The 12,220-nt window shown below is 51.3% G+C and carries 8 protein-coding genes and 1 pseudogene; 8 read left to right on the plus strand and 1 reads right to left on the minus strand.

Going from position 1 to position 12,220, the window contains the following annotated elements:
• The first annotated feature begins 110 nt into the window (after positions 1–110).
• The 8 genes and pseudogenes from ACTNBU_RS11415 (at position 111) to ACTNBU_RS11450 (ending at position 10,461) form a co-directional block, all read left to right on the plus strand.
• A pseudogene (locus tag ACTNBU_RS11415) lies at positions 111–715 on the plus strand (recombinase family protein).
• Positions 716–878: 163 nt separating this feature from the next.
• Positions 879–4,661, plus strand: a complete 3,783-nt coding sequence (locus ACTNBU_RS11420; RefSeq protein WP_441034074.1) for an S-layer homology domain-containing protein — start codon at positions 879–881, stop codon at positions 4,659–4,661.
• A 329-nt stretch (positions 4,662–4,990) separates the two neighbouring features.
• Positions 4,991–5,290: a DUF3847 domain-containing protein gene (locus tag ACTNBU_RS11425; protein WP_441034076.1), complete on the plus strand. Its 300-nt coding sequence runs from the start codon at positions 4,991–4,993 to the stop codon at positions 5,288–5,290.
• A 2-nt stretch (positions 5,291–5,292) separates the two neighbouring features.
• The gene (gene mobQ / locus ACTNBU_RS11430; protein ID WP_441034084.1) at positions 5,293–6,768 is read left to right on the plus strand and encodes a MobQ family relaxase; all 1,476 of its coding nucleotides are present in this window, start codon (positions 5,293–5,295) and stop codon (positions 6,766–6,768) included.
• Between the two features lie 15 nt (positions 6,769–6,783).
• Positions 6,784–7,419, plus strand: a complete 636-nt coding sequence (locus ACTNBU_RS11435; RefSeq protein WP_441034078.1) for a CHC2 zinc finger domain-containing protein — start codon at positions 6,784–6,786, stop codon at positions 7,417–7,419.
• Positions 7,388–8,728: a VapE domain-containing protein gene (locus ACTNBU_RS11440; RefSeq protein WP_441034085.1), complete on the plus strand. Its 1,341-nt coding sequence runs from the start codon at positions 7,388–7,390 to the stop codon at positions 8,726–8,728. The genes ACTNBU_RS11435 and ACTNBU_RS11440 overlap by 32 nt, the downstream gene beginning before the upstream one ends.
• 239 nt (positions 8,729–8,967) lie before the next feature.
• A complete protein-coding gene (locus ACTNBU_RS11445; RefSeq protein ID WP_035301233.1) occupies positions 8,968–9,162 on the plus strand; it encodes an excisionase in 195 nt (64 codons plus the stop codon).
• A gap of 144 nt (positions 9,163–9,306) precedes the next feature.
• On the plus strand, positions 9,307–10,461 hold the full coding sequence (locus ACTNBU_RS11450; protein WP_441034080.1) for a tyrosine-type recombinase/integrase: 1,155 nt from the start codon (positions 9,307–9,309) through the stop codon (positions 10,459–10,461).
• 634 nt (positions 10,462–11,095) lie between these two features.
• On the opposite strand, the gene ACTNBU_RS11455 is transcribed toward ACTNBU_RS11450, so the two are convergent.
• Positions 11,096–12,013, minus strand: a complete 918-nt coding sequence (locus tag ACTNBU_RS11455) for a magnesium transporter CorA family protein (RefSeq protein WP_441034082.1) — start codon at positions 12,011–12,013, stop codon at positions 11,096–11,098.
• Positions 12,014–12,220: the final 207 nt, after the last annotated feature.

Below are 12,220 nucleotides of genomic sequence, written 5' to 3' on the forward strand. Positions count from 1 at the left end.
TCTTTCAAACTTCTGAATCCCTTTGCAGATATTTTACCGCATTACCCCTGTTTTTCCTAGTATTTTCAATGGTTTCCGAGCTTTTTCCCACTGTTCAGTAAGCACTAATTATAGAAAGCAAAATTTACGGCTATATCCGTGTTTCCAGCAAAGATCAGAATGAAGACCGGCAGCTGATTGCACTGCATGGCAAGGCGTGAAGAATGACTGTATTTACATTGACAAGAAATCTGGCAAGGATTTCAACCGCCCACAGTACAAGAAGCTGATGAAAAAGCTAAAACCGGGCGATTTGCTCATGATCCAGAGCATCGACCGGTTGGGACGCAATTATGAAGAAGTACAGAATCAATGGCGTGTGCTGACAAAGGAGAAAGAAGTGGATATCTGCGTCATTGATATGCCGTTACTGGATACAAGGCAGGGGAAAGACCTTTTGGGTACGTTCATCGCAGACCTTGTGCTGCAAATTCTGTCATTCGTGGCGCAGAACGAGCGTGAGTACATCCGAAAGAGACAGGCAGAGGGTATCGCTGCGGCGAAAGCAAAAGGCGTCAAATTTGGCAGAAAACCGCTTCCGCTGCCCGAGAATTTCTACGAAGTACACCAAGCGTGGCGATCAAAAAAGCTGACGCTGAAACAGGCGGCGTCAGCATGCAATATGCCTGTTGGCACTTTCTACGGCAAGGCACGAAAGTTTGAAAATGTTACCTAAACAAATCGTGTCGATAATTTGGAAATGTGTACTTTTGCAAACCACGTAAAATCACGGCGATTAAGGAAAAATATTCCTTGAAATTGTTAAATATTTTGTTTATAGTTGGTTATAAGCATATGTGTCTTTGCAATTTGCAAAAGTACACTTAGGCAAACTGCGATTGGCACAGAAGAAAGGAGAAAAGCAGATGAGAAAACCCAAGCGCATATTGACCCTGTTCCTGAGCGTTGTCCTGATACTGGGACTTTTCCCGGTGTCGGCAATGGCGCAGGAGGTAAACACACTTGTTTTGGATAAGGAATGCTCGTTTACCTCTACTGCGAGCGAAACTGATAACGACACTACTGAGTTCACTTTTACGACAGGCCAAGCGGGCGTGTACCGCTTTGAGCTGGAGAGCATGGATAAAAATTTTACCGCCGGAAATCTTAAGCTCTATTCCGGCAGTACTGAACTTGCCCCATATTTCGTTGGTGATTATTTTAATGCAGATAGTCTCAGTACACCATTGAGATATTATAGCTGGAATTTGAACGCCAACACGACCTATCGTATGACGCATGAACCATTGGAGTGGGGAACCAAAGCTTATAACCTGATGCCCACCTATTTAGGGGCTTTTGTTGACCCTACGCTTTCTGAAGGACAGTCTGCGCAAATCGATTTTTTGGAAGTTGGAGGGAACTCCGAAGGATTTACTCCCGAAAGTACCTTTACTGAGTATGTGGCACACTTTAATGTGCGGGTAGTTGCCTCAGGTTTTTACCAAATCAGAAGTGCAAACGGAAGTACTATTTCCAATTGTTGGAGTTCTCCCACCTTCCCGCAGACTCTCTATTTTCAAAGCGGGAAGGACTATGGCTTTTATGCCTACTTTAAGTCAGAATCTGCTGCGTCTGCTGGTGATACAATCACATTGACTGCGGTGCAACAACCGGAATGCAAAATTCTTACAGAGTCATCTCCTGTTACATGGGCAGAGGATGGTTGGGTTGCATTTACAGCCCAATCTGCTGGCACCTATCGTTTTGAAACGGCAGAAGACTTTTCCGCGCTTTATGGATATGGAATTCTATCCGTCAATGATAGAATAACTGTCGGATATGAAGAATTAATAGATATAATGGCAGACCTTGAAAATTACTCCATGTATCTCGGAGAAACAGTCTACTTTCATGTGTACGGCGAAGGTAGGCTGACCGTCACAAAAGCAGGCGGTTCGACCGAGCCAAACCCCGCGCCAGCCGCTGAGCCAATCAAGAAAAGAGGCACATTCACTTACATCTCTCAAATTCTGCCTAAGAAGGATAAAGAACAACAAAAAGCCTCATATGACTATTCTTATGATGAATCATGGTTCCTGAAAAGCGGTACAGAATACCAGCACGATCTTGCACGGATGTCCATTCGCATGGCTCTGGCTGCGTCAAGAACGACCCCTGTGAGCATAAAGGATCTATTTGATCAGTTGGGCTTCAGCTATTCGAACGAATCTGTTGTTTATCCGACGCCGACAAGAGATTCCATCGGCTATGCGATCGGCAGCAAAAGAATCCTTGATGAGAACGGTCAGGAGTTCACGCTGGTCGCGGTCGCGGTGCGCGGCGGTGGTTATAAGGACGAGTGGGCAAGCAATTTTACGATAGGGAAAGGAGCCGAACACCAGGGCTTTAAAAAAGCTGGCGAAAAGGTTGCGGAAGCGGTTCAGTCATACATCTCGGAATATGGCACAGATAATACCAAGGTTTGGATTACGGGGTATAGCCGTGCAGCAGCGGCCTCCAACATTGCGGCTCAGCGTCTGAACGAGTGGGCAAAACAGGGCAGCGTCGAAGGCTTGTCCACAGAGGGGATTTATGCATACTGCTTTGAATGCCCGCAGAACGTCAGAACGACAATTTCAAAAGAATACAAAAATGTTTATGGCAACATTCATAGCATTGTAAATAACATTGATATGGTTACCAAGGTCGCTCCCAAGGACGACAACTGGAATTACAGCCGGTATGGAATCACCTATCAGATACCTACCGCTGGCCTGATTCCCAGCTTTTCTGACAAGGTAACAGAAATGCGGGCGCACTATATAGATATTGTCAGGAGCGCCTATGACTACGCCTATGACGATCCTATCGACCTCGATAGTGTGGCAGCCAAAGTTGCAAAGGTAACCGCACAGCCTGGAAGTCAGGAAGAAGTTGCAGATGCAATTGTTTCGTTAATTGCTTCGGTACTTGACTCTCCTAAAGACATCTCGTGGGATACTCAGCAGAGAATCCGCGACTTGGCCGCGGAATACTTAGGCAACGAAGACGAGGACGCTGGCGCTTTTCTGTTGAGACTTTTTGGTTATGGTGCAGCAGGTGCCGCGGTGTATCTGGACTGGATAGTTTCTGCACTTACTGTTGTTACCGGCCTTGAAATTGCACAGGCTCACTACCCCGAGCTTTGCCTTGCGTGGATGGATACGATCGACGGCGCAGGCGGGTTTGCCGATTCGAGAACACGCAAGCTGTATGTCAACTGCCCGGTGGATGTCTCCATCTATGACAGCAGCGATAAACTGGTCGCGCAGATCATCAATAACTCGGCTGAAAACTCTCCCGCAGATGGAATCCCTGCGTTTGTTGATTTCGACGGCCAGAAAATTATCATGCTTCCGAGCAACGAGGAATACCGCGTCGAGTTGGCGGCGACCGGCTCCGGCGAGATGACTTATATGGTGTCCGAATATGATGTGAACGACGGCTCCACGGATAAGCTCATCAGCTATCACTATATCCCCATTGCCGCCGGTGATGCGTTTACCGGCACGGTCGAGAATCTGGAACAGACCTCCGATGCGCAGTATCCGCTCGAAGGTGCATCCGGAGCTATCTCCCCCACCGTGAAGCAGCAGGGTGATGACGTCAAGCAATACGGCGTCACTGTAAAAACCAGTGGAAATGGCGCTGCCTATGGCGGCGGCTACTACCTGAACGGAGAATATACCAAGCTGACCGCCGTACCGAATAACGGCGAATCCTTCCTCGGCTGGTATGTAAATGAAGCTTTGATCTCCGCGGATCCTGAGTACAGAATGATGGTTGCTGCTGACACAGAGATTGTTGCCAAGTTTACTTCCACAAAATCAGAATCAAATGGGCATTCCTCCGGTTCCACTACCTACGATGTCACGGTAAAGAACAGCAAGAACGGCGCTGTGACCGCAGACCGCAAGACGGCATCCTCCGGAAGCACCGTCACCCTGACAATCTCTCCCGAACAGGGCTGGACGCTGGAGACACTCACAGTCACCAATGCCAGCGGCAAGGAGATTGACCTGAACATTGTGAAGGTTGGTGAGAAATATACCTTCAAGATGCCCAGCAGCAACGTCACCGTGGCAGCTACTTTTATGGAGGACAACAGCATCCTGAACAGCTTTGTGGATGTTCCCTCCGGCTCTTATTACTATGACGCTGTCCTTTGGGCTGTAAAAAACAGCATCACTACCGGCACTGATGCTATCCACTTCTCCCCGGACGGCATCTGCACCCGCGCACAGGCTGTGACCTTCCTTTGGAGAGCCGCGGGAAGCCCTGCGCCCAAGTCCAGCGCAATGCCCTTTATCGATGTCCCCGCTGGCAGTTACTACTACAATGCGGTGCTCTGGGCCGTTGAAAATGGTATCACCAAGGGCACCAGCGATACTGCTTTCAGCCCCGACAAGACCTGCACACGCGCACAGATCGTCACGTTCCTGTGGCGTAGCCAAAACGCACCGGCAGCTGGCAGCAGCAATCCCTTTGCGGACGTTGCCGCAAGCGACTATTACGCAGGCGCGGTGCTGTGGGCGGTCAAGAATGACATCACCAAGGGCACGGGCGCGACCACGTTCAGCCCGGATGCTGACTGCACAAGAGCACAGATCGTGACCTTCCTTTGGCGAACGTTGGCGTAACCCCGAAGGAATGTAAAAATCCATTCTAACAGAAGGGCGCACTTCTATACTCTCCTGACGGGAGTATGTGCGCTCTGCGAGGCAGACAGCCCGGACGTTTGACTGTCCGGGCTGTTTTGCGTCGCGTTGCTCCGTACAAGGGGCTGCACCCCTTGCGACGCTTGCGCGCCTATCCCAGCAGACTTTGCAGCGGAAACCGTCTGCTGGCGCAGACCATTTCCGCCGCAAAGCCTGAAAATCCATATCGTTACCAAGACCGTCTACTGAAAACGTAGGCGGTCTTTTTGTATCTATCCACCCCATCATTTATCAGTCAGGAGGGTAAAATCATGCACGAAAAAGAAATTGAGAAACTGCAAGCAGAGAAAGAAAAGGTCGAGCGGCAGCTTGCGCAGGAGCAGCACAAAATTCAGCGCCTTAAAAACCGCGCTGCCTACTACGAAAAAGGAGATTGCCGCAAGCGGGCGCACCGGCTTATCACCCGTGGTGCTGCCATCGAGAGCGTCGCACCGCAGACGAAGGGTTTGAGCGAGACTGCATTTTACGCTTTTGCAGAACAGGTCTTTGCCCTACCAGATGCGCAAAAGCTTCTCATGGAAGCTGTCAGCCGCCATGCGGGAGGTGATTGAGCATCGCACTGTTTCATTTTCATGTGACGCAGATCAAACGCAGCGCGGGGCAATCTGCCGTGGCTGCTGCCGCCTATCGCGCCGGGGAAAAGCTGCACAGCAAATACTACGGCGAGGACAGCGACTACACCCGCAAGGGCGGCGTGATCTGTTCTGAAATCCTGCTGCCGTCCCACGCCCCGCCAGAGTACGCAGACCGCGAAACGCTCTGGAACGCCGTGGAGAAAGCCGAGCGCGGGAAGAAAGCACAGCTTGCATACAGCTTTGATATTGCCTTGCAGAACGAGTTTTCCATGCAGGAGAATTTCGACCTTGCAAGGCAATTTCTGCTGAACAATTTTGTGAGCCGTGGCATGATAGTGGACTTCGCCGTTCACTCGCCCGACAAGGAGGGCGGCGGCATTTCCAACCCGCATTTTCATGTCATGTGTCCGATTCGTCCTATTGAGCCGGACGGCAGGTGGGGCAAGAAACAGCTGCGGGAATATGTGCTGGATGAGTATGGAGAGCACGTTCTGGACGAGGCAGGCAACTATGTGTTCAACGCCGTTCCTACGACGGACTGGGGCAAACCGGAGACACTGGAAGCGTGGCGGCAGGCATGGGCTGAGATGTGCAATGCCAAGTTTGCCGAAAAGGGCTTAGACTGTCGCATTGACCACCGCAGCTTTGCCCGTCAGGGTGTGGAGCAGATCCCCACCCAGCACGAGGGTCCCACCGTCCGGGCAATGGAGGCAAAGGGCATCCGTACCGACAAGGGCGATCTCAACCGCTTCATCCGGAAAACCAATGCGCTGCTGCGGGAAGCCAAAGAAAAAATCGCCGTGCTGATCGGCTGGCTGAAGAACGTAAAAGCCGAGCTTGCCAAGCCCCAGCCGCCTACGCTCAACGATCTGCTGGCGCTGCATTGCGCCAATCGCAACAAGGGCGCGTACAGCAATAAGGCGAAGAACGCCAACTTGCAGCGTTACGCCGAGACGTTCAGCTTTTTACAATCCAAAAACCTTTACACCGTGGACGATCTGGAAAATACGCTTCATGCCATGCAGGACAAGATCGATACGTTGAAAAAGTCGGCATCGTCAAAGCAAGCCCGTATCAAAGAAGTGGACGAACTGCTGCGCATGATGGACTACTACAAATCCGGCAAGCCCGCTGCGGATAAGCTGAAATCCATCCGCTTTGAGAAATCACGGCAGAAGTACAAATCAGAACACGATGATGAACTGCGGACATTCTACATGGCAGAGCGCAAGCTGAAACCGCACTTCAAGGATGGCAAGCTGCCCATCGCCGCATGGCGCAGAGAACGGGAACAGTTGGAGCAGGAATACAAAGACATTCAGACGGAACTTTCGCCGCTCCATGCCGACGCAAAAAAGCTCTGGGCAATTCACTACAACATCTATGAGGTGCAGCATGAGCAGGAGCGCCAGAACGCCGCGACGCGGCAGAAAAGGCAGGAAATCGAACACTAAGGAGGACAGTGCCTATTGAGTATCTTTGAAGCCGTCAAGCAGTCTGTGACCACCCGGCAGGCTGCGGAGCGATACGGCATCCGGGTGGAGCGAAACGGAATGTGCCGCTGCCCGTTCCATGATGACAGTACGCCCAGCATGAAGCTGGATCGCCGGTATTACTGCTTCGGCTGCGGGGCTACCGGGGACGTGATCGACTTCGTTTCCCGGCTCCGCGGGATCGGCAGCAAGGAAGCCGCAATTCTGCTGGCACAGGATTTTGCTATTCCGTATGAGGATGGCACGGGCAAAATGAGCAAGCTGCGACAACAAAATACCGACGAACAGAATTATCAGCACATGGAACGCTACTGCTTCCGTGTGCTGTTGGACTATTACCGGCTGTTATGCCGCTGGAAGGAGGGCTATGCCCCGCAGACGCCGGAGGACGGCCATCATCCGCACTTTGTGGAAGCATTGCAGAAGCTCTCGCTGGTAGAATATCTGCTGGACGAACTGCTGTGCGGGGATATGCAGGCGCGGGCGTCCGTCGTGATCGAATATGGAGAGGAAGTGAGGAAAATTGAGCAGCGAATGGCAGAGCTTGCCGCCGCAGATGAAGCAGCAGCTCAAAACGCAGATGAGCAGCATGAGATCAGCGACGAGCGTTGAAGAGGTCAAGGCCATGCTGGACACCACGGAAAAAGGTGGTGTCCGCAACAGCATCAAGAACTGCCTGATGGTATTTCAGCATGATCCGCTGCTCTCCGGCGCGATTGCCTACAATCTGCTGACCGACCGCACCGATATTGTGAAGCCCATTGGTTATGACCGAAGCCCCAGCGCGTCCATGACCGACACGGATATGAAGTACATCCGGCTGTATCTGGAAGAGAATTACGACCTGACAAGCGAGAAGAAGATCATGGATGCTGCCGATCTTGCTGCCCATCAGAACAGCTACCATCCTGTCCGGGATTATCTGAACAGTCTCACATGGGATGGCACGGAGCGCATCCACTATTGTCTTCATCATTTCCTCGGCGCGGAAGCAGACGAGTACACTTTTCAGGCGCTGCGGCTGTTCCTGCTTGGCGCGATTCATCGGGCATTTCACCCCGGCTGCAAATTTGAGGTTATGCTCTGTCTGGTGGGCGGTCAGGGCGCGGGAAAGTCCACCTTCTTCCGGTTGCTGGCAGGAAAGGACGAGTGGTTCTCCGACGATCTGCGGAAGCTGGACGATGAAAATGTATACCGCAAGCTGCAAGGTCACTGGATCATTGAAATGTCCGAGATGATTGCCACCGCCAATGCCAAGAGTATTGAGGAAATCAAGTCGTTTCTGAGCCGCCAGAAGGAGGTCTACAAAATCCCGTATGAAACCCACCCAGCGGACCGATTGCGGCAATGTGTGTTCGGCGGCACGTCCAACGCAATGGACTTCCTGCCCCTCGACCGCTCCGGCAACCGACGCTTTCTGCCGGTGCAGGTCTGCCCAGTACAGGCAGAGGTTCACATTTTGGAGGACGAAGCTGCATCCAGAGTCTATTTGCAGCAGGTATGGGCAGAGGCAATGACCATCTACCGGGCAGGTGGCTGGAAGCTGACATTCAGCCCGGAAATGGTGCGCTATCTCAAAGAGCATCAGAAGGACTTCATGCCGGAGGACACGAAAGCGGGCATGATTCAGGCGTTTCTGGACAGCTACACGGGCGATACCGTCTGTTCCAAGCAGCTTTACAAGGAGGCGCTGAACCATGCTTTTGACGAGCCGAAGCAATGGGAAATCCGCGAGATCAACGAGATTATGAACCAGTGTGTGACTGGCTGGACGTATTTCTCCAATCCCCGCAGCTTTGCCGGATACGGCAGGCAAAAGGGCTGGGAGCGCGAAAGAGCTGCAACCGACAACGGCAACCATGCCGCAGAAATCCCGGACGGCTTTGTGGAGATCACGGAGCAGATCGAGATGCCGTTCTGAAAGGCACGGTTTGTTGCAAAGCCTGTTGCTGTCCCGTTGCCGGGCTGGTTGCCGGAGAAATCCTTGTCCTGTCAGGTTTTTCTACCTTTGACAACCAAAACAACAGAAAAATAGAAGAAAAAGAAAATCGTAAATCAACCGTCAGACCGGGTATGTTTCGAGGTTTTTGGAAGTCCGTTGCCGGACTTCGTTGCCGCCTCGCCCTGTCTGGCTATTTTTATAAGGAGGGTAAACTGCCTATGAAGGAAATCCCGATTTGGGAAAAGAGCAATCTGAGCTTGGAGGAGGCTGCGGCTTACTCCGGCATTGGTATCAACAAACTGCGCGAGATCACCAACGAGGACCGGTGCAAATTTGTCCTCTGGGTGGGCAACAAGCGCCTGATTAAACGCCGCCTGTTCGATCAGTTCATCGAGCAGGCGTATTCTATTTGAAGAAGTGATGTGAAAATCTATGACACAGCGACACTTTGAAAAAGTTGTCTGTTCCTGTTCAATATCAGTGGAAATCGCATATTCGGTATGATATACTTGTATCAATCCCTATAATAGCGCTTTTCACGGAAAGGAGTTTCTGAATTGTCTGAAAAGCGCAAAGATAGCAAAGGTCGTGTTTTGAAGGACGGCGAAAGCCAAAGAGCAAACGGCACTTATGACTATCGTTATACCGATATACACAAGAAACGGCGTTGTATTTACGCCAAATCCCTGACAGAGTTGCGGAAGAAAGAGGACGAGCTGCGGCGCGACATGGCGGACGGCATCGACTATGCTGCGGGAGAAATGACCGTGGCGGAGCTGGTTGATCGCTACATGAATCTAAAACGGGGCTTGAAGCAAAATTCGCTGCGGTCTTATGGCTCTGCGGTCAAACGGATTCACGCCGACCCATTCGGACAGAAGCCGATCAAAACCGTAAAGCTCTCCGACGCAAAGGGCTGGTTCGTGTTTCTGCACGACAGCGGCATCAAGCAAAACACCATCGGTGTGCTGCAAAGCGTTGTCAGACCGGCATTTGAAATGGCGGTGGATGATGACATCATCCGCAAGAACCCGTTCAAGTTCAAGCTGTCTGATGTGGTGCCGAAGGATGCCTATGTACGCGATGCGCTGACCAAGGAGCAGCAGGAGAAGTATCTGCAATTCGTGCAGGACTGCGGCGGGAATTACTATGATGACATTGTGATTCTGCTGGGAACCGGCTTGCGTGTGAGCGAGCTGTACGGTCTGACACGGGCAGATATTGACTTTGACCGGCGCTGTATCCATGTGCGGCGGCAGTTGTGCCGGACGGCGGAGAAGCCCTATTTCGTCACGCCGCCCAAAACCAAAAGCGGCATCCGAAACGTCCCCATGACGGACGCGGTTTACATGGCGCTGATGCGGGTGGTGAAAGCCAGAACCGCCCCGAAGGTGGAATTGCTGGTGGACGGTCACAGCGGGTTCCTCTTTCTGGACAAGTCCGGGATGCCGAAGGTTGCGATGCACTTGGAGAACTATATGCGAGGGCTGCAAGCGCGATTTGAACAGGTATACGGCAAGCCTGTCCCACGAATCACGCCTCATGTGCTGCGCCATACCTTCTGTACCAACGTTCAACAGGCGGGGCTTGACGTGAAAAGCCTGCAATATCTGATGGGACATTCCAACGCCAGTGTGACGCTGGATGTCTACACCCACAGCAGCTTTGATTCTGTCGAGAGAGCCTTTGAACAGATCGCCAGCAGCCTGTAATTTTCATTGTACGAAGTTGGCTGGCTTACGCCACAACTTACGCCAATTCCCTGTCAAGTAGCGTAGATTTGCGTAGAAATGTGTGAATTCTATCGAAATCAAGGAAGCTGCAAAAAGTGACTTAAAGCCTTGATAACTCTACAAAAATCTGCATTTTCCGTTATATGCGTTTTGCTTCAAAAAGTTGCGGTTTTGAAGGGCGGCATGTACTAATAACCCGCTCTAACCCTTGATTTTCCGATGATTCCCTGTGAAAAGCCGTCGATTTCCCGCACTTTTGAAGTGTTTAAGTTGACGGGTTGTGCGAGCTTACACACAACTTACACACTTTGATGATTCGGAAACGCTTAACATGGACGAAGGCCTGGTATTCACATTTGTGGATACCAGGCCTTTTGTACGTTGCAGGTTTTATTGTCTTCGGATCATGATGCTCTCGTGCTCGTCTTAGGGGAAAAGCATTGAGCATGCTGACATTGGTGAAGATTGCAAATCAAACCGAAAAATAATTTTGTAAAAATGCAGTGCAGTCCGAAATGAGATGCACCCCATTCGTTAGACAATATGGTATGCTGCCTGACGAATGGGGTGTTAATTATGCCAAAAGGAGTACCGATCCACCGATATTGCTGATTCACCAGAATTTTTTCTTCTTCATCACCCAGAGGCAAATCAAGACTACAAGAACACTGATACCGATGACTGCCGGGTAGCCGTATTTCCATGTCAACTCCGGCATATTGGTAAAGTTCATGCCATACCAGCCTGCCACCAGGGACAGGGGCAGAAAAATTGTCGTGACGATGGTAAGTATCTTCATGATGTTATTCTGCCGAATATCGATTTCCGCCTGAAACAGTTCCCGCACCTGCAGGCCATATTCCCGCAGCATTTGCGCCTCATCCTTCAGGCGGCTGATACGTTTCTCCACCATATGAAACAGGCGAAGTTCATGCTCATCGAAATACTCATTTTCATTTTCCTGAAATTCACAGACCATATCATCCAGCTGCGTATAGTACCGTATCCAGTTGGATATTTCTTTTCGTATTGCCGTCATTTGGGGGTTGAATCCTTCCAACTGGCCTGCCAGAACCTGATCTTCAAGCTGATTCAGCTTATCCTCTAACTCTTGCAAGTGGTGCATATCCTTGGCGATGATCAGCTCCAGGAACGTATAAAAGAAACTGCCTGGGCTCTTTTCCATCTGGGGATTCTCCTGGATCAGTCTCTGGATCATGGCATGGGCCACACCCGCATCGTCGCACAAAACCACATGGCTGGGTGTCATCAGATAGCCGAAGGCGATGGGGGCCTTTTCTTTCGTATGCCGTGGGGTCACAATAGTCCCGCACAGATAATTCCGGTGGGGTTCAGCCTTACATACGCGGGCATCCCTCGCTGTAGGCGTATGGCGGAGAACCTGCTCTAGTCCCGGGAGTTGGAGATTCTGGTCCAGCTCCTCCGAGGACAGCAGTGTAAGGACGCAGGTATCTGGCTCCGGCTTTCCAGACAGCGGCGTCAGGTTAGAACCTATCCTATATTGATACATAAGCGGCCTCCTGAATCGCTTCTTTTTCAGTGCCATTGTACCACTATCTGCACAAAGCGCAAGCCGCCTGCGGTTTCATCGTGAAAAGCATTTTCAATACAGCTTGCCGTCTGCGCACTGCACCTCGGTAATGTCCGTGAGGAACTTCTCCAGCGGCCGCTCCGCGCCGAAGTTCCGCTTCAAAAGATTCTCCTGCTCCTGTGCTTC

The sequence above is a fragment of the Dysosmobacter sp. HCP28S3_G4 genome (assembly GCF_052065175.1).
Classification (GTDB): Bacteria; Bacillota; Clostridia; order Oscillospirales; family Oscillospiraceae; genus Oscillibacter.

Bases quoted from the DNA above. Each gene is read 5' to 3' on its own strand.
- ACTNBU_RS11455 (WP_441034082.1), bottom strand. From the start codon at position 12,013: ATGTATCAATATAGGATAGGTTCTAACCTGACGCCGCTGTCTGGAAAG.
- ACTNBU_RS11440 (WP_441034085.1), top strand. From the start codon at position 7,388: ATGAGCAGCATGAGATCAGCGACGAGCGTTGAAGAGGTCAAGGCCATG.
- ACTNBU_RS11425 (WP_441034076.1), top strand. From the start codon at position 4,991: ATGCACGAAAAAGAAATTGAGAAACTGCAAGCAGAGAAAGAAAAGGTC.
- ACTNBU_RS11445 (WP_035301233.1), top strand. From the start codon at position 8,968: ATGAAGGAAATCCCGATTTGGGAAAAGAGCAATCTGAGCTTGGAGGAG.